Consider the following 20,393-nt stretch of genomic DNA (forward strand, 5'->3'; position numbering starts at 1 on the left):
GAGCCTCTCACCCCACCAGGTCGGCTTCGTCCTTCAGAGCCTCGGTGTCGACGGTGAGCGTCTCGCCGCGGAAGAACGCCGGCGTCACGAAGCGCATGACCATCATGAGAACCGCACCCACGATGAGGATGCCGAAGCCCAGGAAGAACACCAGTCCGATGCCGCCGATCTCGGCGCCGCTGCCGTTGTCCGGGTCCATGCTCTCCTCGACCGAGACGACGAACACCGCCAAAAGGACCAGGCCACCGAGCATCGGGAAGATCAACCGGAACACCGTGTTCCGAACGCTGGCGAACAGAGTTCGGCGGAAGTGCCACACGCAGGCGAATGCGGTGATGCCGTAGTACCAGCAGATCATGATGCCCAGTGCCGCGATGGTGTCGATCAGGGTGTTCTCCGACAGGAAAGTCACCGCCGTGTAGAAGACCGCGGTGATCACACCGGCCGCGACGGTGGCGGCGGAGGGGACGAGGAACCGCGGGCTCACCTCGGCGAGCTTCTTGGGGAAGGCGCCGTAGGCCGCCATCGCGAGCGACGTCCGCGCCGCCGGCAGGAACGTGGTCTGCAGGCTGGCGATCGAGGAGACGAAGACCGCGAGGTAGAGCAGCATGCCGCCCCAGCTGCCGAGCACCGGATCGGCCAGGGCACCGAAGACGTTCTCCGCGTTGTCGGGATTGCCGAGCCCCAGGCCCTCCTCGCCGACACCGGCGTACATCATCGCGGCGACCGCGACGAGCAGGTAGGTCAGCAGGATGGTCGCGACGCACAGCAGCCCCGCGCGCCCCGGTGTCTTCGTGGGGTTCTTGGACTCCTCGCCCAGCGTCAGGCACGTGTCCCATCCCCAGAACGCGAAGATCGAGCCGGTGACGCCGATGACGAAGGCGCCCATGGTGAGTCCGCTGAACGGATCGAACCAGCCGATGTCGAACGACAACCCGGCCGGTGCGTCCCCCGCGCCGACGTGGACCAGCGCGACGACGGCGAACGCGATCAACAGCACCATCTGGAAGCCGACGAGCGCGAACTGGAGCTTCTCGCTCGTCGTGATCCCTCGGCTGGCCACCCACGTGGCGAGAGCGATGAACACGACCGTCGTACCGACGTTGACCAGTTTGTTGCCCGGCAGGTCGGCGATGGAGGGAGTGTCGAACAGCTTCGCGATGAACAGATAGAAGAACTGCACGGCGATGGCCGCGAGGTTGGAGAGCACGATGATGGTCGCGATGACCATGCCCCAGCCGCACATCCAGCCCACGTAGGGCCCGAAGGCCTTGGTGGACCAGGTGAACGAGGCGCCGCAGTCGGGGGAGTCGGAGTTCAACTCCCGGTACGCGTAGGCGGTGAGGAACATGGGGATGAACCCGGCGATGAAGATGGCCGGCATCTTCAGGCCCACCGCGGCGACGATCAACCCGATGCTGGCGGTGAGCGTGTATCCGGGTGCGACGGACGAGATGCCGAGAACGGCGCCGGACAACGTGCCGATCCGTCCGACGGCCAGTCCCTTGGACGACGTGAGTTCACTGCTCATCGGGAAGCCTCCGTCGGATCGGTGCTGCTGGGCATGTCGGAACGGAACTCGGTGCTGGGCACCACCACCATGGGAACGGGCAGTGCACGCAACATCTTCGACGCGGTCGAGCCGAGGAACAGGCGGCGCGGTTGTGCCAGTCGGCTGGACCCGACGACGACCACGTCGCCGTCCTCCCACGTCAGACCGGACACCGCGGCCTCGACCGTCGAGCCGTCGGCCACCGAGGACGTCACCGTCAGACTCTCGGGCAGACCGGACCGGGCGGCGTCGAGCATCTGCTGTGCGTGGTCGATGGCGCGCGCCTCTCGGTCCGGGTCGCGCAGGGACTCGACGTCGGAGGTGTCGTCGAGCGGAACGAGCGAGAGCAGTCGCAGCGACGTGTGCATCCGCTCGCACGACCGGACCGCGGTGCGCAGCACGAGGTCGGCGCCCGTGCGGGTGCCAATGGCACACGTCACCTCGCGGATCCGGTCGGCTGTCGACGTGCGATACCCGAACGGCGCCAGGGCCAACGGGATCGGGGCGGAGTGCAGCAGCTCGGTCGACACGGTGCCCAGAGTGTGGCGTCCGAGCAGGCCGTCCTTGGCGCCACCGACGACGATGGCGTCCGACCCGAGCCGCGCCGCCTCGTCCATGAGGCCGGACGAGAACGACTCCGAGAAGCTCAGATGCACCACGGTCTCGATGTCGTCGGGCACCGACGCGGCTGCCTGGTCGAGCCACGCCCGGCCGCGCTGGGCGAGCAGTTCGGCGAACCTGGCCTCGGCCGGGACGGCGCGGTCGGGCGGCACCACCATGCAGATGTCCAACGCCGCACCCAGACTGCGGGCCAGCTGCACACCCAGGACGAGCCCGTCCTCTCCTGTGGGAGTGGCGAGATAACCGACGATCAACCGCATGGTGCATCCCTTCGGGAAGCTTCGGTGGAACCGGACCTACTGGAAAGCCACGTACTTCGTGTCGAGGTACTCGTCGATGCCCTCGGTGCCACCCTCACTGCCGAGACCGGACTGCTTGACTCCGCCGAACGGGGCTGCGACATCGGACACGACGCCCCGGTTCACACCGACCATGCCGCTCGCGATCCTGTCCGAGACACGCAGTGCCCGATCGAGATCGCGGGTGTAGATGTATGCGGCGAGTCCGAACTCGGTGTCGTTGGCGGCATCGACGGCGTCCTGCTCGTCCACGAAACTCGTGATGGCCGCGACGGGTCCGAAGATCTCCTCGCGCACGATGCGTGCGGACGGCGGAACCTCGTCGAGCACGGTGGGTTCGAAGAACCACCCCGGGCCGTCGATGACGTGACCACCCGTGCGCACGCGGGCACCGGCGGCGACCGCATCGTCGACGAGGGATCGGACGTTGGTGCGCTGCTTCTCGTTCACCAGCGGCCCCACGTTCGTCCCGTCGCTCGAGCCGGGCCCGACGGTGAGCGCCGCGATCCGTGCGGTGAGCTTCTCCGTGAACTCCTCGCGGACGCTCTCGGCGACGATGAGGCGGTTGGCAGCCGTGCAGGCCTCTCCGCCGTTGCGCATCTTCGCCGCCATGGCGCCGTCGACGGCGGCATCGATGTCGGCATCGTCGAAGACTACGAACGGTGCGTTACCACCGAGTTCCATCGACGTTCGCAGAACGTTGCGCGCCGACTGCTCGATGAGGATCTTGCCCACCCGCGTGGAACCGGTGAAGGTGACCTTGCGGAGTCGCTCGTCGGCGAGCAGGGGCTCGGTGACCGCGGGAGCGTTCGACGCGGGAAGTACCGACAGGACCCCGGCCGGCAACCCGGCGCCCGCCATGATCTCGGCGAGCAGCAGCATCGTCAGCGGCGTGTCCTCGGCCGGCTTCACCAGTACCGTGCACCCGGCCGCCAGGGCGGGGCCGATCTTGCGGGTTCCCATGGCCAGTGGGAAGTTCCACGGAGTCACCGCGAGAACGGGACCCACCGGAACCTTCGTGACGAGGATGCGGCCCGCGCCGGACGGAGATTGCGTGTAGCGGCCCTGGATGCGCACCGCCTCCTCGCTGAACCAGCGGAGGAACTCGGCGCCGTACGTCACCTCGCCGCGGCTCTCCGGGAGGGCCTTACCCATCTCGAGAGTCATGAGGAGCGCGAGATCCTCCGTGCGCTCGATCACCGCTTCCCACGCTGCGCGCAGGATGGTCGACCGTGTCCGAGGTGCGGTCGCCGCCCACTCGTCCTGCACGGCGACGGCGCTGTCGAGCGCCCGCAGTGCGTCCTTCTCACCGGCATCGGCGACGCGGGCCAGCACGTCACCGGTGGCGGGATCGTGCACCGCGAACGTGCCGCCGTCCGCGGCGTCGACGAACGCGCCGTCGATCCACAGACCGGTGGGGACGGAGGCGAGCAGGGCAGCAGAGTCGGTCACTGTGCCGCCAGCGTTCGAACCGTGTTCTCCAGCACCGTCATCGCGTCGTCGAGAAGCTCGTCACTGATCACGAGGGGAGGCAGCAACCGGATGACGTTGCCGTACGTCCCGCAGGTGAGCAGTACGACACCCTCCGCGAGAGCATGCGCCGCGATGGCCTTGGTGATGACGGGATCCGGGATGTCGGTGCCCGGCTGGACGAGCTCGATGGCGAGCATCGCACCGCGTCCGCGGACGTCGCCGATCACCGAGGTCTCCTCGGCGAGGGCGCGCAGGCGCGGCATGGCGAGGGACTCGATGTGGCGGGCGCGTCCGGACAGGTCGAGTGCGGTCATGGTCTCGATGGCGGCGAGGGCAGCCGCGCAGGCCACCGGGTTGCCTCCGTACGTTCCGCCGAGCCCGCCCGCGTGGACGAGGTCGAGGAGATCCGCGCGACCGGTGATGGCCGACAACGGCATTCCGCCTGCCATTCCCTTCGCCATCGTGATGATGTCGGGGACGATTCCCTCGTCGTCGCTCGCGAACCACGACCCGGTTCGACAGAACCCGGTCTGTACCTCGTCGGCGATGAACACGACGCCGTTCTCTCGCGCCCAGGCTTGCAGAGTCGGCAGGAATCCGGGTGCGGGAACGATGAACCCGCCCTCGCCCTGAATGGGCTCGATGATGACGGCGGCCACCGCGTCGGCGCCGATCTGCTTCTCGATGCGGTCGATCGACGCCAGCGCGGCCTGCTCACCGGTCAACCCCGGCTGGTCGCGGTAGGGGTACGACATCGGCATCCGGTAGATCTCCGGTGCGAAGGGCCCGAAGTTCGTCTTGTACGGCATGGTCTTCGCCGTCAGTGCCATCGTGAGGTTCGTCCGGCCGTGGTACGCGTGGTCGAAGGCCACGACGGCGTCGCGGCCGGTCGCCAGTCGCGCGACCTTGATCGCGTTCTCGACAGCTTCTGCGCCCGAGTTGAACAGGACGCTGCGCTTCTCGTGGTCACCCGGGGTCAGCTCGGCGAGCTTCTCCGCGACGGCGATGTAGCCCTCGTACGGCGTCACCATGAAACAGGTGTGCGTGAAGTGGCCGACCTGCTCCCGGACGGCCTCCGCGACAGCGGGATCGGAGGCGCCGACACTCGTGACGGCGATGCCGGCGCCGAGGTCGATCATCGAGTTGCCGTCGACGTCGACGATCACGCCGCCATCGGCATCGGCCGCGTAGACGGGAACGCTGGAACCGACGCCGGCGGCGACGGTGGCGCGTCGTCGGGCCGTCAGTTCCTGTGAACGCGGTCCGGGAAGTTCGGTGAGGAGAGCGCGCTTCTGAGGAAGGCGGTAGCTGATGTCCATGGTGAAATCCTTCGCAGAGCAGGGAATGTCAGTCGTGGGAGCTCATGACGTGCTTGAGGCGGGTGTAGTCCTCGACGCCGTAGGCCGAGAGGTCCTTGCCGTAGCCGGAGTACTTGAAGCCGCCGTGCGGCATCTCGGCGACGAGTGGGATGTGGCAGTTGATCCAGACGGCGCCGAAGTCCAGCGCCGCACTGACGCGTTGGGTGACGCCGTGGTCCTTGGTCCAGATGCTCGAGGCCAGCCCGAACCGAACGTCGTTGGCCTTCTCGATCGCCTCGGCCTCGTCGGCGAACGGTTGCACCGTCAGCACCGGTCCGAACGTCTCCTCCTGGACGATGTCGTCCCGCTGGTCGACTCCGGTGATCACGGTGGGCTCGAGGTAGAAGCCCTTGTCTCCCACTCGGTTGCCACCGGTGACGATCGTCGCGGAGGCCGGGAGGTTCGCGAGCTTGTCGGTGACGGTCGCGTAGTGACGACTGTTGTTCAGCGGTCCGTAGAACGCGTCCGCGTCGTCCGGGCTGCCCGGTGTCAGCTCGCGGGCCTTGGCCGCGAGCGCGTCGACGAGTTGATCGTGAATCGACTCGTGCACCAGCACGCGGGTCGCCGCGGTGCAGTCCTGACCGGCGTTGAAGAAGGCCGCCTCGGCGATACCGCTCGCGGCCGAGGCGATGTCGACGTCGCCGAAGACGATGGCCGGAGCCTTGCCGCCGAGCTCGAGATGGGCGCGCTTGAGCTGGCGGGCGGCGGCTACGGCGACCTCGATGCCCGCACGAACGGACCCGGTGATGGACACCAGGCCCAGCGACCGATGCCCGACGAGTGTCGCGCCGGTCCCGCCGTCACCGAGCACCACGTTGAGCACTCCGTCGGGAAGGACTCCCTTGGACAGCTTTGCGAGCACCAGAGTGCTCTCGGGCGTGGTGTCGCTCGGCTTGAGGACGATCGTGTTGCCGGCCGCGAGCGCCGGCCCGATCTTCCAGATGGCCATCATGAGTGGGTAGTTCCAGGGCGTCACCTGGCCGACGACACCGATGGGCTCGCGGCGGACGTAGGAGGTGAAACCCTCCATGTACTCGCCGGCGGACTTCCCCTCGAGCATCCGGGCTGCACCCGCGAAGAACCGCAGCTGGTCGGCTCCGACGGTCACCTCCTCGTCGGCGATGACCTGCTTCAGCTGGCCGGTGTTGCGGCTCTGCGCCTCGACGAGCTCGTCCGAGTGGGCCTCGAGGGCGTCGGCGAGCTTCAGCAGGGCGGTCTGCCGGGTCTTCGGAGTCGTCTTGCCCCACGTGGCGAAGGCGCGCTCCGCGGCGGCCACGGCGTCGTTCACGTCGGCCTCGGTGGAGATGGGGGAGACGCCCACGATCTCCTCGGTGACCGGACTCATCAGGTCGAGAGTCAGGGTGGACGAACTGGCGACGAACTCGCCGTCGATGTAGTTGCGGAGCACGTCGTGCGACACGAGGTACCTCTCCGTCGGGGCGGCTGGGTGGTTCGATCAGTGTGCGCCTGACGCTGCGAAACGGCAGCGGACAAAACGATGATCGTCCGGGGGTGGGGCACTCCGACTTGTCCAGTGCGGTAGCGGGGGTGTTCTCTTGCGTCGGGAGCTTCCCGACCGGAGAGGGGTACGTCGTGACGGTGTCGGTGCGCTGGGTTCTGGCGCAGAAGGCGCTCGCCCTCGAACTGCGAGCCGGCGCGGGCGGGCTGGACCGCGAGGTGTCGTTCGTCCACACCACGGAACTGTCGGAACCGTTCCGGTGGCTCTCCGGCGGAGAACTGCTGCTCACCACGGGGTTGAGGCTGCCGGTGACGACACCGGAGCGGGTGGCGTACCTCGAGGGACTGCACGACGCCGGTGTGGCGGCGGTGGGGTTCGGCACGGGCCTCTCCTTCGCGGAGGTGCCGTCCGACCTCGTCGAGGCCGCTGATCGGCTGGGTCTGCCCGTCCTCGAGGTCCCCCTGCCCACGCCGTTCGCGGCGGTGGTGACTCTCGTGATGAACCGATTGGCGGAGCAGCAGTACGACGCCGTCGTGCGTGCGTCCCGTGCGCAGCCGCGGATGACCCGCGCCGTGGTCGCCGGAGGCGCCGCCGCGATCGTCCGGGAGCTGGCGACGGCCACGTCGTCCGCGGTGGTGCTCCTCGACGACACCGGACGCGTGCTCGAACAGCATCCGCGCGGTGGCGGTTCCGGTGTGCTGGACGAGATCCGCACCCTCGCAGCCGAACGCGGAACCGTGTCCAGTCGGGTCTCGGTGACCCCGGCGGGCATCTCGATCAGTGTGCAGCGCATCGCCATCGGCTCGGCGACGCACGGCCACGTGGCGGTGGTGGGGCCGGTGCTGGGGAACGTCGACCACATTCTCGTGGGTCACGCGGCGTCACTCCTGGCGCTCGACTTCGAGAAGCCGGCGCGGGTGCAGTCGGCGCAGGACAAGCTCAACTCCGTGGCACTGAGCCTCGTGCTGTCCGATCTCGACGGCCTGGCACCCGTGTGGGCGCAGATCGACCTGGCCGCGGGGGCCGACGGCACCGTGCGCGCCGTGACCGTCGATGCCGACACGCCCTCGCGAGCCCAGCGTGTCGAGGCCGCGATGGCGACCCACAGCGCAGCGGCGGGCCGTCAGCTGTTCGCTCGACGATGGTCGTCGCGGGTGACCCTGGTGGTGCGCGGAACGGACGATTCGACGTTCGCGGCATCGACGATCGCCGGTCTGGAGATCTCGGAACGTCGGCGGCTCCGGGTGGGAATCAGTGCGCCGCATCCTGTTCCGCAGCTCGCGCAGGCGGTGGAGGAGAGTCGGCTGGCGGCGTCGTCCGCCGCGGCGGGCGCCGATCCCGTGGAGTTCGGCTCGTTGGTGGGCGGTGTCCTGTTGGCGCACGCCTCGACGCGTCAGGCCCTCGCGACCGTCGGTGACGCGACCATCGCGCCCCTCGAGAAGTACGACACCGCCAACGGGACCGATCTGGTGGCGTCCCTGCGTGCGTTCCTCGAGGCGAACGGCCACTGGGAGTCGGCGGCCTCGGCCCTCGGGGTGCACCGACACACGTTGCGCAGCAGGGTCTCGCGCATCGAGGCGACGGTGCCGTGCTCCCTCGACGATGCCCGCGTGCGCGCCGAGCTGCTGCTCGCCCTCATCGCACGCGGGACCTGACGGTCAGCCTCGAAGCGCGCTCACGATCACCTCGGCGGTGCGGTGGCCCATGCGCACGGCTCCGTCGACGTGCTGATACCCCTCGGCCGCGATGTCGGAGCAGGAGAAGTGGATCGGGCCGACCGGGGTGCGGACGTCGCGTCCGTAGCGGTGCAGACCGCCGAGATCGAAGCTGGCCGCGTACGCGCCGCGCGTCCATTCCTCGGTGCCCCAGTCGGACTCGTAGTAGACGACCGGATCGAGCGCCTTCGGTCCGAGGTACGTGGCGATCGACTCGAGGATCGTACGCTTGCGCTCGGCGGCGCCGAGTTCGAACATCGCGTCCGCCTTCTCGTCCGACACGAAGGCGACGAGGGTGCCACGGGAGTCCTCGTGGTTGGTGTTGTCGTACACCTCCTGGGCGATCTGGGTGGCGCCGAAACCGGTGCCCGACAACCCTTCCTCCCGCCAGAACGGACTGTCGTACACCGCATGCACCTTGATGACGAGACCGAGGGACTGGTGCTGATGCATCTGGTGCTGACGGCGAGGTAGGGGCGGGTCGTACGAGATCCGCGTGTACAGATTCGGCGGCACGGCGACGATCACCCGGCGCGCCGTCACCTCGAGCTCCCCGTCCGCGAGAACGGTGACGCCGTCGTCGGTCCAGCGGATCGTCCGCACCGGCGCGTCCAGGTGCACGTCGTCACCGAGGTGCTCGGCCATGGCGACCGACACCTGCTGCATGCCCTGCACGACGCGCTTGTCGAGAATGAAGCTGTCGTCGACGAGGTTCGAGAACGAGCCTGCCGACGCAGCCATGAGCACGGCCTGCAGCGCAGAGAATGCATGGGCGGGCTTGGTGAGCATCCCGCCCGCGATGAACATGCCGATGTTCGCGGTGGCTTCGGCGTCGTCGGACTGCTGCGCGAGCCATCCCTCGAAGGACACCGTGTCGAGCTCGCGTGCCTGCGGATGGGCCCATGGTTCCTCGGGCCCGATCTCCGCGGCCAGAGTGTCGAGCATCGCGATGAGACGGTCGATCTCCTTCACGGTCGACTCCGCGACGGGGAAGTCCTCGCCGGTGTAGCGCGTGGCGACACCCGCGGTGTCGACGTAGACGGACTCGCCCTCGCGGTACCGGTCGAACGTCTCGAGCCCCAACTCGCCGAGCAGGTCGATCAAGGCCGTCTGGTCGGGCGAGACCCACTGGCCGCCCAGCTCGAGCACGGCGCCGTCGATCTCCTTGGTCCAGGTCCGGCCACCCACCCGGTCGCGTGCCTCCAGGACGGCCACGGTGAGGCCGGCCTTCCGCAGCGCGGTGGCGGCGGCGAGACCCGAGGGCCCGGCTCCGACGATGGCGACGTCCCGGTCGACTGAGGGCACGGTGTGGCTCCTGTTCAGGTGGGTTGTGGTCATTCCAGTCTGCCCGGTCCGGCGCAGGCACGCGCAACGCCGAAACGTCGCATACGGGCTGCGCGCCCTGGACACGTCGGCGTGGTGTCATGACCGGATGGTCTGAGAATCTGCGTGATCGCAACCCTGGCCCGAGGGTGGACAGTGCTCGACCGTGGGGTGCATGACTTCCACCATTCGCACCTCCGTCGTTCCCTTCGTCGTGGAGGCGTCCGGTACCGGCGTCGCCCAGCACCTCGTCGTCGAGGGCACGGCCGGGCACGAGTTCGACGCCGACGCGTACCCGGCCTTCGGCGGCAAGGACGAGGCGCCGAGTCCGTTGTTCTACGCACTCGGTGCGCTGACCTCGTGCAACCAGGTCACCGCCACCCTCGTCGCCAAGGACCTCGGCATCACGCTGGGAAAGTTCAGCTTCCGTGTGCAGGGTGATCTGGACACCGCCGTCCTGGTGACCGGCGCCGAAGGGAACTCGAACTTCGACACCGTCACCGTCGAGGCGACGGTGGAGACCGACGCGACCGGTGATGCGTTCGATCACTTCGTCGCGGAGGTCAAGCGTTGCTGCCCCGTGACGCAGCTGTTCGTGCGCAGCGGTGTGGGCTTCGTGAACACCTGGACGCGCGCCGAGCCGGCCTGACGAGCCATCCCGGGCCTCCAGGGCTTCGCAGGCTTTCCTGGCCTCGCGAGTACGTCCGAAGTGTCGTCGCATCGCCGCTGATCACGACACTGTGGACGTACTCGCGGACAGCCGGTGGCGTGGCTACGCTCGCACGATGATCAGTCGACACGTGAGTGCAGTGATCGCGGCGCCGCCCGAGGCGGTGTACGACTACCTGGCCGATGTGGACAACCTGACCGCCTGGGCTGCCGGGCTCGCATCGGGCTTCACTCGCGACGGTGACGACCTGCTGGCCGAGTCACCAATGGGTACCGTCCGGGTGCGGTTCGTCCCGCGTAACGACTTCGGGGTGCTGGACCACGACGTGACGCTGCCCGACGGCACCGTCGTCAACAACCCGCTGCGCGTGCTCGCTCACCCGGACGGCGCCGAGGTGGTGTTCACGGTCCGGCAACTGGGGATGACCGACGAGGAGTTCGAGCGGGACTGCGCCGCCGTCGCTGCCGACCTGGAATCCGTGCGCGCGGCCTTCGCCTGACCTCGCTCCGGCACATAGATCACCTGAGCACCTGGATGACGGCAGCGGGATCGTCCGCCATCATCACGTGCCCGGCGTTCGGTATCTCGACGACCTCGACACCGGCCTGACGAAGCCGGCCGGTGTGCGTGGGTTCTCCCGTCCTCGATCCGTACAGCAGTGTTCTCGGCACGTGGGACGCGAGCAGGATGTCGAGAACGGTGGTGTCCGGCGGGCCCACACAGAGGCCGACAGCACTGCGGTGGAGCGCGACCGGATCGGCCAGCTGAAGCGTCTCCGCCCACGCGGCGTCGGCCCGGGCGATGAGTGACGTCACTCCCTGTGTTGCGAAGTCCTCTTCCGACTGTCCCGCGATCTCGACACTCGCCTCGCCGTCGAAGGGGAGAAGGTTCGGCTCGAGGACGGTCAGTCGTCGTACGAGGTCGGGTCGTGCCCGCGACAGGACGATGGCGATGGATCCACCCATACTGTGTCCGACGACGTCGAGTCCGACGAGTTCGTGCTGATCCAGCATCCGGGCGACGGCGATCGCGTGATCGTCCAGGGTGTAGCCGTCGGTCGCCACGTCGGCGCTGTCACCGAATCCGAGCAGATCCGGGAGCAACCGCAGGCGGTCGTCCAGTCCCGCGGCCACGGTCCCGAAGGCAGCGACACCCGCCGACCCGAGACCATGAAGGAACACGGTGGCTCGACGACGTTCGCCCGGCAACACCGCGGTGTGGAGGGTCATGGCGCCGACGCTACCGGGTCTCCTTGACGTGGCAGTACGTCCGGTTCGTCGTAAATGATGGTGCAGCCGGTGTTTTCAGCGCACTCTCAGGTCACGAGTAGTCCCGAGTCGTAGTGTCGACCAGGGTGCGCAGAGCGCGCATCGGTCGTCAGGAGGACGTTATGGCAGGCATCGCCGACAAGTTCGACAAGGCATACGCGGACAAGACGATCGAGGAACTGGCCGACGCGCCGGTCGCGGCCCTCAAGGGCGTCAGCGACGGCGATGCGGAGAAGTTGAAGGCTGCCTTCAACATCACCACGGTGCGCGATCTCGGCACCAACAAGTACTTCCTGTGGGCTCAGGCTGCGGCCACGCTCGCGCAGTAGGACCGTGCAGGGTGCGGTCAGGCGTCCGACCGTCGGCGCCGCCGGACGCGCTTGGTCACCAGCACCACCACCGCCACCGCGATGAGCCCGATGACGACGTACTGGAACACCGAGGCGTAATCCTCGACGTAGTGCCAGTTCTCCCCGAGGAAGTAGCCCGCGAGCACGAAGATCGTGTTCCACAGGAGGCTGCCGAGCGTCGTGTAGAGCAGGAACTGCAGGACCGGCATCCCGGACACGCCTGCGGGCACCGAGATGCCGGATCGCACGAGCGGAATCATCCGACCGAAGAACACGGCGGAGCGGCCGTGGCGCACGAACCATTCGTCGGCCTTGGTCAGATCGTCCGTGCTGACGAACGGCATCCTGTCCACGGCGGCGTACATCCGGTCGCGGCCCAGCTTCTTGCCCAGCCAGTAGAGGCCGAGAGCGCCGAGCACCGATCCGAGCGTGGTCCAGAACAGTGCGCTGGCGAGGGAGAAGCCACCCTGCGACGCGGTGAACCCGGCCAGCGGGAGGATGATCTCGCTGGGCAGCGGTGGGAAGAAGTTCTCGGCGGCCACGGCGATGCCGGCGCCCGGCCCGCCGATGCTCTCCATCAGGCTGACGGCCCAGCCTGCGATTCCACCCAGTTCCGTACTGGCGGCAGCGGTGACGGTGTCGCTCATGCCCGCACTTTACCGGGGGTTTACTCCGCGAGAGCCCGCGCGAGGTGGGTGCCGGTGTGCGTCCGGGCCAGAACGAGCTCGTCGACGGTGCCCGTGAACACCACCTCGCCGCCGTCGTGACCCCCGTCGGGACCGAGGTCCACGACCCAGTCGGCGGCCGCGACGACGTCCATGTTGTGCTCGATCACGATGACCGATCGACCCTCGTCGACCATGCCGGACAGCAGTCCGACCAGGTTGTCCACGTCGGACGAGTGCAGTCCGGTGGTGGGCTCGTCGAGCACCAGAACCGGGGAGTTGCCCACCAGTTCCGTCGCCAGCTTGAGGCGCTGACGCTCGCCGCCGGACAGGGACGTCAGGTTCTGGCCCAGGGACAGATAACCGAGACCGACATCACTGCACCGCCGGAGTACGTCGCGCACCTTCTTCACGGTGAAGAACTCGCGGGCCTCGTCGACGGACATGTCGAAGACGTCGGCGATCGAGACGCCGTCGACGGTGTGCTTGATCGCGCCGGAGCGGAAGCGTCGACCCTGGCAGGTCTCGCACGTACTCGACACCGGGTCGGTGAAGCCGAGGTCGGTGAAGATCATGCCGGTGCCCTGACAGTCGGGGCAGGCTCCGTCCGAGTTCGGCGAGAACAGCGCTGCGGGTTGTCCCGTTCGCTTGGCGAAGTGTGCACGGATCGGATCGAGCAGTCCGGTGTAGGTGGCGGGTGAGGAGCGGCGCGAACCGCGGATGGGTGCCTGGTCGATGACCACCGCGTCGGGCTGGACGTCGCGGAGGTGGCCGTGGATCAGACTCGACTTGCCCGAGCCCGCGACACCGGTGACCGCCACGAGAACGCCGAGCGGGATGTCCACCGACACGTTCTTCAGATTGTGGCTGTCGGCGTTCTCGATGCGCATCCACCCGTTCGGAGTGCGCGGGGTGCGCCGCGATCGACCGTCTCGACGCAGCGCCGTCCCGGTACGCGTCTCGGACTGCCGCAGTTCGGGCCAGGTGCCCTCGAAGACCACCGTGCCGCCGTGCTTTCCGGCGCCAGGGCCGATCTCGACGATGCGGTCGGCGATGGCCATCACCTCCGCGTCGTGTTCGACGACGAGCACGGTGTTCCCCTTGTCGCGCAACGCGATCAGCATGTCGTTCAGCCGGTGCACGTCGCGCGGGTGCAGCCCGGTGGTGGGCTCGTCGAAGACGTACAGCATGTCGTTGAGCGTGGCGCCGAGGTGGCGCACCATCTTGATGCGCTGGGACTCGCCGCCCGACAGCGAGGACGTCGCACGATCGAGGCTCAGGTACCCGAGTCCGAGATCGACCAGTCGACGGAGCTGTGTCACCACCTCGCGGCGTGGGCCGTCCAGGTCGCCGAGCGCCCACGCGTCCATGACGTCGGCGAGGTCGGAGACCTGCATCGCGAACGCGTCGGGGATCGAGAGTCCCTCGAGCGTCGCGGCGTGCACCGTCTCGTTGAGGCGAGTTCCCCTGCAGGACGGGCACACTCCCCGCGTGACGATACGGTCGTACGCCTCCTTCGACTTGCCCTTCAACGCGTCGGCATCCTTGGAGAGATAGCTTCGACGGAACCGGGAGAGCAGCCCCTCGTACGTCTTGAACACGGCGTCCGGGTTGACCATCTCGACCTCGCCGGGCGACGCGTCGAAGAACAGGTGCCGCTCGCGCGGGGAGTACTGCTCGAGGGGAACGTCGAGATCGAACAGTCCCGAATCCGCGTACAGCCGGTAGGGCCACTTGCCGGGCAGGAAGTCCGGGTGCTTCACGGGGCCCTCACGCAACGACTTCGACTGATCCACCAACTCGTCGATGTCGATGACCTTCGCCTCGCCCAACCCCTCACACTCGGGACACATGCCGGCGGGATCGTTGAACGAGAACGCGTTGGCATAGCCGATGGACGGGGTGACTCCGCGCGACCACAGCATGCGGAGCCAGTCGCCGATGTCGGTAATGGTGCCGACGGTGGAGCGAGGGCTGCCGAAGAGGCGCTTCTGGTCGACGATGACGACGGCCGACAGGTTGGCGATGAGATCGGCGTCCGGCCGACCGTAGGACGGCAGGAAGGTCTGGGCGAACGCGCTGAACGTGGAGTTGATCTGCCGCTGCGCCTCCGCGGCGATCGTGTCGAACACGAGCGAGCTCTTCCCGGACCCCGAGACCCCGGCGAACACGATCAGCGACCGTTTGGGGAGATCGATGTCGATGTCACGCAGATTGTTCTCCCGCGCGCCGCGCACGGTGATGGTGGACAGAGCGTCGTTCGGTGGCGTCGTCACGCCGTAGGGATACCAGACCGAGCGGACACCCGTCAGCCGGACTGGCCCTGCAACTTGCTCAGTCGGTAGCGCAGCTTGCCCGGACGGTCACGCTCGGTGGTGAGCGAGGAGGTGCGCGCGATGTGGGCCTCGCCGAAGCGGTCCAGCAGGAGGTCGTCCACCATCCGCACCTGACCGGGGCGGTACTGGTAGTCCATGGCCGCCGTCACGTACTCGACTCGTGCGGGGTCGAGGGCCTCCTCGAGTTCCGCGCCCGTCGTGATCCCGTTCGCGTTGACGAGAGTCAGCAGCCACTCGTAGTGACCGCTCCGACTGGGGGTGTAGTCGGGAAGGAGGTCGGTGACGATGGTGCGCAGCTGATCGGCGGTGAGCTGGAGATCCATCCCGCGTGCGGCATCGGCCGCGCGCAGTTCCGTGATCTTCTCCTTGTGGTGCCGATCGGCGAGTTCGAACTGGGCGTCTGCGAGCTCGATGAGCCCGGCCGCGAGGGTGAACGCCCGGTCGATGGTGGGCGAACCCTGCGTGCGGGAGTTCTTGAACCGGATGTCGTGTTCGATCTCCGCCCAGGCATGCTGCAGCACGGTGCGGATCTGCACCTCGAAGCCGAGGCCGGCGAACTGCTCGCAGCCCGCCGGGACGCGGTCGCCGTCCGCACTGAGGATGAGGTGCCGTCCGGCATAGCCGAACACGCCGGACTCCTGGGCGAGGGACGACTTGTCGATGGTCTTGAGCAGCACGAAGTGCTTCGAGATGGCGTCCGCGACGCGGTCGATGTCCGACGTCAGATATGTGATGACGCGGATCCCGACGAGATCGGTGACCTCGGCGAGCGGATCGCTGAACTCGAGCGACCCGTCCTCACGGAGGCGGGCGAACTTGCCGGCAGCGGACTCCACGGACTTGGTACGTGCCTCGACGGCGTCGATGTCGATGTCCGCCTCGGAGACGAACGTCTCGACGGCGGCCGACAGCGCTGCCGTGGCCGCGGCGAAGTGATCCCACCGCGCGCGGTACTCCTCGACGGAGCTGTGCAGCCCTGACGGTGAGGGTGGGGACGACGTGGGGCGCATGGTGGAGATTCTGCCCCACCATGGTCCAATGCTCGCGTGACGCTCCGTAGCGGCCCGACCCGACCGGCCTCCGGCCTTCCCGCACGCGTGGTCGACTGGGACGCGACGCTCCTGATCCTGGCGTCCGCACTGATCCTGCTGGCCGCGTTGATCCTCGGCGTCTGGAAGTTTCGCCAGATGGCGACGTCCGAGAACGGGCAGGCGCACCCGTACGTGGACATCGCCCACAGGGCGGCGTTGCTGTACTCGTTCGCGACTCTGGTCCTGGTGCCGCTGGTGCACTTCGGCGCGTGGCCGACGTGGGTGAATCTGGTCGCGTCGGGGGCTGTCGTCTTCTTCTTCGTCGCCGCGATCGTCAGCTACGTGGTGCACGGATTCCTGCGCGACACCGACAACCAGTTCGTCCGCCCGGTGCCGGGAACGCATGCGTTCATGTATGCGCTCGCGGCCACCGAGATCGGCGGACTACTGGTGTTGATCGTGGGTTTCGTGCGCGGGCCGCTGTTCGTGATTTAGCGCGCGAGCTCCACGTCGTCGACGAACGGGTCGCCGTTGCGCGGGGCGTCGAACCGCTCCTGGTCCAGGATGCCTTCGCGCTTGGCGACGATGGCCGGGATCAGCGCCTGGCCGGTGACGTTGACGGCGGTGCGACCCATGTCGACGATCGGCTCGACGGCGAGCAGCAGGCCGACACCGGCGAGCGGCAGGCCGAGCGTGGACAGCGTCAGGGTCAGCATGACCGTGGCACCGGTGGTGCCCGCCGTCGCCGCGGAGCCGATCACGGAGACGACCACGATGAGCAGGTAGTCGGTGATCGTGAGGTCGACGCCGTAGAACTGGGCGACGAAGATCGCGGCGATGGCCGGGTAGATGGCCGCGCAACCGTCCATCTTGGTGGTGGCGCCGAGCGGAACCGCGAACGACGCGTACTCGCGGGGCACGCCGAGATTGCGCTCGGTGACGCGCTGGGTCAGCGGCAGGGTGCCGATGGACGAGCGGGAGACGAAGCCGAGCTGCGTCGCGGGCCACACGCCCGAGTAGAAGTTGCGGATCGAGAGACCGTGCGCCCGAACGATGATCGGGTAGACGACGAAGAACACGATGGCGAGTCCGGCGTACACCGAGACCGTGAAGACACCCAGCGAGCCGATCGCGTCCCAGCCGTACGTGGCGACGGCGTTGGCGATGAGCGCCGCCGTACCGATGGGGGCCAACCGGATGATCCACCACAGCACCTTCTGCACGATCGCGAGCAGAGAGGCGTTGAACGTCAGGAACGGCTCGGCTGCCTTGCCCACCTTCAGCGCGGCGATACCGATCGCCGCCGCGACGACGAGCAGCTGCAGGATGTTGAAGTTCAGTGTGGTGCTCAGCGCACCCTCGGTCTCGCTGGTGCGGGCGCCGAGCGCCAGGAAGTTGTTGGGGACCAGGCCGGTGAGGAACGACCACCACGACCCTGTGCTCGACGGTTCCTTCCCGAGATCTGGCGAGACGCCGGTGCGCGAACCCGGTTGCGCGACAAGCCCGATGATGATGCCGACGATCACGGCGATGAATGCGGTGATGGCGAACCACAGCAGGGTCTGGCCCGCCAGGCGTGCCGCGTTGGTGACGGCGCGCAGGTTGGCGATGGAGCTGACGATGGCCGTGAACACGAGGGGCACCACGGCGACGGTGAGCAGTTTGACGTAGCTCGATCCGATGGTTGACACCGTCTCGACGAGCCAGTTGGGGTTGCCGTCGGCGGCGTCGGGCATGGATCGGGCGATCAGTCCGACGATGACGCCGAGGATCAACCCGGCGACGATCTGGGGCCCGAACGACGTGAGCCAGTGCGGCAGTCGACGGGTGGGGGCAGCGCTGGGCGCGGACATGGTGGTGCCTTCCGAGAATGCTGGGGCGGCCGAGAACAACGGCCGAGAAAAAGGGTGCGCGGTGGACGAGTGGACCGGGGAGGAACACGGTCTATCGACAGATGGCGCTGGCCTGCAGGCGAAGGTCGACGTAGCGACGCGAGGTCAGGAGCAAGGGCACTCGGACGATGCTACGCCCGTGCCCGGGTCAGCTGACGCCGAGCCAGCGCAGGCCCGCGGTGACTGCCGCTGCGGCGACGACCACGAGCACGAAAGGCGTTTTGCGCCAGGCGAGAACAGCGGCGACGAGGACCCCGGCGGGGAGCGCGAGGCCCGCGTCACGCGGAAACGTCGAGGTCGCGACGAGGGCGACGAACACGACGGCGACCGCCGTGGTCATCGACTTCTCGGCCGACACGGACAGTTCCCGGCGCCCGCGCAGCGCGATCCCGATCAGGCGGAACGCGAACGTGCCGACGGCGAGTGCGGCGACACCCGCGAGAATGGCCCCGGTGCTCACGAGGCGTCGTTCCTACGCCCGTGTCGGAGCACGAACGGCATGACGGCGATCAGGGCGAGCACCACGGAGACGCCGGCGGGCACCACGACCCCAGCGGCGACGGCGACCACGGCGCCGACACCCGCGGCGATGCGTGTCACGCGATCGTGCAGGGAGGGCATCACGAGTGCGAGCAGGACGGCAGGAAAGGCGGCGTCGAGTCCGAGCGACTCCGCGCTCTCCACGCCGGCGCCGAGGCCCACACCGGCCAGCACGCCCAGATTCCACGCGAGGAAGAGGAACGCGCCGCAGAACCAGAACGAGAGGGTCCTGCCCCGCCTGGTTGTCGAGGCCATCGAGAAGGCGACCGACTCGTCGGTGACCAGATGGGCCCCGAGCAGGCGTGCGGCGGGTCGGTCACCGAGCAGCGGTGCCACCGAGAAGCTGAGCGGAAGCAGTCTGCCGTTGATGAGGAGCGCGCTGGACACCGCGGCCAGAACGCTGCCGCCGCCGGTGAGTACTCCGACGAAGACGAACTGCGAGGCGCCCGCGAAGACCGCGATCGACAGGAGGCAGGGGAGCCACCACGGCAGATCGGAGGCGACGGCGATCGCACCGAGCGAGGCACCGACCAGGGCGTCGGCCAGGCACACCACGGCAATGTCCCGCACCGCCACGTCGGGGTCGTCCCGGAGCGTGAGCCACAGGGGTGTTCGCCATATCGAACGCATGATGCTCATGGTGAACGGTCGCGGTGCCGTTCGTCAAGGCGAACGAAGGGAGTGTGAGACGAACACTGTGGCATCATGCAGTCATGTCCGACAGCGCACCCATCGCGGCGATCGCCGCGTCGCTCGTCCGGGAGCGTCGACGTACGGGCCTGTCTCTCGCCGAGGTGGCCCGGCGCGCGGGTATCGCGAAGTCGACCCTCTCCCAGCTCGAGTCGGGAACGGGCAATCCCAGCGTCGAGACGCTGTGGGCTCTGAGCGTGACGCTGAACGTGCCCTTCGCGCGCCTGGTGGAACCGCCGCGGCAGGAGGTCCGCCTGGTACGACGCGGTGAGGGTCCGTCGATCGCCGCGGAGTCGTCGGACTACACCGCGACACTGCTGTCGTCCTGCCCACCGACCGCGCGCCGCGACCTGTACCTGCTCGCCGCCGAGGTGGGGACGCCCCGGCTGTCCGATCCGCACATGCACGGGGTGATCGAACACGTGGTGGTGTCGTCCGGCCGGGCGGTGTGCGGGCCGGTGGACGCGACCGAGGAGCTGGGGCCGGGGGACTACCTGTCGTACCCCGGCGACGTGCCCCACGTGTTCGAGGCACTCGAGAACGGGACGACTGCGGTGATGGTCACCGAGCAGTACTGATCGAGGCCAGATCCGCTGTGACCGGCAGGCGGTTGCTCAGCAACGCGCACAGCAGGATTCGCGCCTGGGCGGGACTGAGGTCGCCCGCGGACACCGCACCGGCACGTACCAGGTCGGCGCCCCCTCCGCCGCCGCCGTAGGTGGTGACGACACCGCCGGACGGCACCCGCGTCGACAACATCACCGGGACACCGGCATCGGTACACCGGCGCACAGCGTCGACGACGGCGGCGTTCGCATTGCCCGCGCCCATCGCCTGCAGCACGATCCCGTCGGTGCGGGCGGACCGCAGGGCGTCGATGACGAGTCCGTCGACACCCGGGTAGAGCGCGACCACGTCGACCCGGATCCCGTCGATCGAACTGTCCGGCAGCGTCTCCCGCGGAACCGGGTCCACCGCCGGCGTTCCGGAGTAGGCATCGAGCGCGGTCGTGTGCGATTTCCGTACCCCGCGGGCCCGGAGAACGCGCGGGCCGAAGGCGACGAGTACACCGTGGCCCCGTCGTTCGGGATCGGCGGCCACGCGGAGCGCCGACTCGACGTTGTGCGGGCCGTCGCTCTCGACGTGGTCCG

General features: G+C 68.3%; 20 protein-coding genes. 6 read left to right on the forward strand and 14 right to left on the reverse strand.

All coding sequences use genetic code 11. The features are described from left to right. Positions 1 to 7 precede the first annotated feature (7 nt). The 5 genes from QE397_RS03735 to QE397_RS03755 are packed head-to-tail and all read right to left on the reverse strand — an operon-like array spanning position 8 to position 6,723. Positions 8 to 1,531 (reverse strand): APC family permease, encoded by a 1,524-nt coding sequence (locus QE397_RS03735; RefSeq protein ID WP_307091837.1) that lies wholly within the window; start codon positions 1,529 to 1,531, stop codon positions 8 to 10. Then, positions 1,528 to 2,433 carry a universal stress protein gene (locus QE397_RS03740; protein WP_307091838.1) on the reverse strand — a complete coding sequence of 302 codons (906 nt, stop codon included), beginning with the start codon at positions 2,431 to 2,433 and terminating at the stop codon, positions 1,528 to 1,530. Before QE397_RS03740 ends, QE397_RS03735 begins: the two co-directional genes overlap by 4 nt. Before the next feature lie 36 nt (positions 2,434 to 2,469). Continuing rightward, positions 2,470 to 3,924 (reverse strand): NAD-dependent succinate-semialdehyde dehydrogenase, encoded by a 1,455-nt coding sequence (locus QE397_RS03745; protein WP_027504921.1) that lies wholly within the window; start codon positions 3,922 to 3,924, stop codon positions 2,470 to 2,472. Next, positions 3,921 to 5,264, reverse strand: a complete 1,344-nt coding sequence (gene gabT, locus QE397_RS03750; RefSeq protein WP_307091842.1) for a 4-aminobutyrate--2-oxoglutarate transaminase — start codon at positions 5,262 to 5,264, stop codon at positions 3,921 to 3,923. The genes QE397_RS03745 and gabT overlap by 4 nt, the downstream gene beginning before the upstream one ends. A gap of 28 nt (positions 5,265 to 5,292) precedes the next feature. Further along, positions 5,293 to 6,723 carry a gamma-aminobutyraldehyde dehydrogenase gene (locus tag QE397_RS03755; protein WP_307091844.1) on the reverse strand — a complete coding sequence of 477 codons (1,431 nt, stop codon included), beginning with the start codon at positions 6,721 to 6,723 and terminating at the stop codon, positions 5,293 to 5,295. A gap of 173 nt (positions 6,724 to 6,896) precedes the next feature. Here QE397_RS03755 and QE397_RS03760 point away from each other — a divergent pair, with 173 nt between their 5' ends. Continuing rightward, entirely contained in the window at positions 6,897 to 8,417 is a 1,521-nt protein-coding gene (locus tag QE397_RS03760) for a PucR family transcriptional regulator (protein ID WP_307091846.1), read from the forward strand. A gap of 3 nt (positions 8,418 to 8,420) precedes the next feature. Here the strand turns inward: QE397_RS03760 and QE397_RS03765 are convergent, their stop codons facing one another. Further along, positions 8,421 to 9,782: an NAD(P)/FAD-dependent oxidoreductase gene (locus QE397_RS03765; protein WP_307091849.1), complete on the reverse strand. Its 1,362-nt coding sequence runs from the start codon at positions 9,780 to 9,782 to the stop codon at positions 8,421 to 8,423. Positions 9,783 to 9,975: 193 nt separating this feature from the next. On the opposite strand from QE397_RS03765, the gene QE397_RS03770 reads away from it, so the two are divergent. Then, entirely contained in the window at positions 9,976 to 10,449 is a 474-nt protein-coding gene (locus QE397_RS03770) for an OsmC family protein (protein WP_307091851.1), read from the forward strand. A 136-nt stretch (positions 10,450 to 10,585) separates the two neighbouring features. Beyond that, entirely contained in the window at positions 10,586 to 10,969 is a 384-nt protein-coding gene (locus QE397_RS03775; RefSeq protein ID WP_222632774.1) for an SRPBCC family protein, read from the forward strand. 19 nt (positions 10,970 to 10,988) lie between these two features. On the opposite strand, the gene QE397_RS03780 is transcribed toward QE397_RS03775, so the two are convergent. Further along, entirely contained in the window at positions 10,989 to 11,699 is a 711-nt protein-coding gene (locus QE397_RS03780; protein ID WP_307091854.1) for an alpha/beta fold hydrolase, read from the reverse strand. Between the two features lie 161 nt (positions 11,700 to 11,860). Here QE397_RS03780 and QE397_RS03785 point away from each other — a divergent pair, with 161 nt between their 5' ends. Continuing rightward, positions 11,861 to 12,067 carry a hypothetical protein gene (locus QE397_RS03785; RefSeq protein ID WP_027504928.1) on the forward strand — a complete coding sequence of 69 codons (207 nt, stop codon included), beginning with the start codon at positions 11,861 to 11,863 and terminating at the stop codon, positions 12,065 to 12,067. Positions 12,068 to 12,084: 17 nt separating this feature from the next. Here the strand turns inward: QE397_RS03785 and QE397_RS03790 are convergent, their stop codons facing one another. Genes QE397_RS03790 through QE397_RS03800 form a run of 3 tightly spaced genes read right to left on the reverse strand, consistent with a single transcriptional unit; the run spans position 12,085 to position 16,099 of the window. Then, positions 12,085 to 12,735 (reverse strand): DedA family protein, encoded by a 651-nt coding sequence (locus QE397_RS03790; protein ID WP_222645872.1) that lies wholly within the window; start codon positions 12,733 to 12,735, stop codon positions 12,085 to 12,087. Positions 12,736 to 12,755: 20 nt separating this feature from the next. Next, positions 12,756 to 15,029 (reverse strand): excinuclease ABC subunit UvrA, encoded by a 2,274-nt coding sequence (locus QE397_RS03795; RefSeq protein WP_307091857.1) that lies wholly within the window; start codon positions 15,027 to 15,029, stop codon positions 12,756 to 12,758. A 32-nt stretch (positions 15,030 to 15,061) separates the two neighbouring features. Next, entirely contained in the window at positions 15,062 to 16,099 is a 1,038-nt protein-coding gene (locus tag QE397_RS03800) for a GTP pyrophosphokinase family protein (protein WP_307091859.1), read from the reverse strand. 87 nt (positions 16,100 to 16,186) lie between these two features. Here QE397_RS03800 and QE397_RS03805 point away from each other — a divergent pair, with 87 nt between their 5' ends. Beyond that, positions 16,187 to 16,615, forward strand: a complete 429-nt coding sequence (locus QE397_RS03805) for a hypothetical protein (protein WP_307097338.1) — start codon at positions 16,187 to 16,189, stop codon at positions 16,613 to 16,615. Here QE397_RS03805 and QE397_RS03810 read toward each other — a convergent pair. From QE397_RS03810 to QE397_RS03820, 3 genes are all read right to left on the reverse strand, one after another. Then, complete coding sequence (locus QE397_RS03810; RefSeq protein WP_307091860.1) at positions 16,612 to 17,973, reverse strand: dicarboxylate/amino acid:cation symporter; 1,362 nt, start codon at positions 17,971 to 17,973, stop codon at positions 16,612 to 16,614. The genes QE397_RS03805 and QE397_RS03810 overlap by 4 nt on opposite strands. A 187-nt stretch (positions 17,974 to 18,160) precedes the next feature. Beyond that, positions 18,161 to 18,472, reverse strand: coding sequence for an AzlD domain-containing protein (locus QE397_RS03815; protein WP_222651222.1), 312 nt, complete (start codon positions 18,470 to 18,472; stop codon positions 18,161 to 18,163). Next, positions 18,469 to 19,182: an AzlC family ABC transporter permease gene (locus QE397_RS03820; RefSeq protein ID WP_222645971.1), complete on the reverse strand. Its 714-nt coding sequence runs from the start codon at positions 19,180 to 19,182 to the stop codon at positions 18,469 to 18,471. The genes QE397_RS03815 and QE397_RS03820 overlap by 4 nt, the downstream gene beginning before the upstream one ends. An 83-nt stretch (positions 19,183 to 19,265) precedes the next feature. On the opposite strand from QE397_RS03820, the gene QE397_RS03825 reads away from it, so the two are divergent. Next, on the forward strand, positions 19,266 to 19,820 hold the full coding sequence (locus QE397_RS03825; RefSeq protein ID WP_056448549.1) for a helix-turn-helix domain-containing protein: 555 nt from the start codon (positions 19,266 to 19,268) through the stop codon (positions 19,818 to 19,820). On the opposite strand, the gene QE397_RS03830 is transcribed toward QE397_RS03825, so the two are convergent. Continuing rightward, a complete protein-coding gene (locus QE397_RS03830; protein WP_307091862.1) occupies positions 19,804 to 20,343 on the reverse strand; it encodes an asparaginase domain-containing protein in 540 nt (179 codons plus the stop codon). The two genes, QE397_RS03825 and QE397_RS03830, sit on opposite strands and share 17 nt — an antisense overlap. Positions 20,344 to 20,393 lie beyond the last annotated feature (50 nt).

Origin of the sequence: Rhodococcus sp. SORGH_AS_0301 (assembly GCF_030818285.1) — a bacterium.
Taxonomy (GTDB): Bacteria; Actinomycetota; Actinomycetes; order Mycobacteriales; family Mycobacteriaceae; genus Rhodococcoides.

What these genes read in the sequence shown, in the direction of transcription:
- QE397_RS03825 (WP_056448549.1), top strand. Translation starts at nt 19,266, where the DNA reads ATGTCCGACAGCGCACCCATCGCGGCGATCGCCGCGTCGCTCGTCCGG.
- QE397_RS03820 (WP_222645971.1), bottom strand. Translation starts at nt 19,182, where the DNA reads ATGCGTTCGATATGGCGAACACCCCTGTGGCTCACGCTCCGGGACGAC.
- QE397_RS03790 (WP_222645872.1), bottom strand. Translation starts at nt 12,735, where the DNA reads ATGAGCGACACCGTCACCGCTGCCGCCAGTACGGAACTGGGTGGAATC.
- QE397_RS03785 (WP_027504928.1), top strand. Translation starts at nt 11,861, where the DNA reads ATGGCAGGCATCGCCGACAAGTTCGACAAGGCATACGCGGACAAGACG.
- QE397_RS03740 (WP_307091838.1), bottom strand. Translation starts at nt 2,433, where the DNA reads ATGCGGTTGATCGTCGGTTATCTCGCCACTCCCACAGGAGAGGACGGG.
- QE397_RS03775 (WP_222632774.1), top strand. Translation starts at nt 10,586, where the DNA reads ATGATCAGTCGACACGTGAGTGCAGTGATCGCGGCGCCGCCCGAGGCG.
- QE397_RS03810 (WP_307091860.1), bottom strand. Translation starts at nt 17,973, where the DNA reads ATGTCCGCGCCCAGCGCTGCCCCCACCCGTCGACTGCCGCACTGGCTC.
- gabT (WP_307091842.1), bottom strand. Translation starts at nt 5,264, where the DNA reads ATGGACATCAGCTACCGCCTTCCTCAGAAGCGCGCTCTCCTCACCGAA.
- QE397_RS03780 (WP_307091854.1), bottom strand. Translation starts at nt 11,699, where the DNA reads ATGACCCTCCACACCGCGGTGTTGCCGGGCGAACGTCGTCGAGCCACC.
- QE397_RS03770 (WP_307091851.1), top strand. Translation starts at nt 9,976, where the DNA reads ATGACTTCCACCATTCGCACCTCCGTCGTTCCCTTCGTCGTGGAGGCG.
- QE397_RS03735 (WP_307091837.1), bottom strand. Translation starts at nt 1,531, where the DNA reads ATGAGCAGTGAACTCACGTCGTCCAAGGGACTGGCCGTCGGACGGATC.
- QE397_RS03800 (WP_307091859.1), bottom strand. Translation starts at nt 16,099, where the DNA reads ATGCGCCCCACGTCGTCCCCACCCTCACCGTCAGGGCTGCACAGCTCC.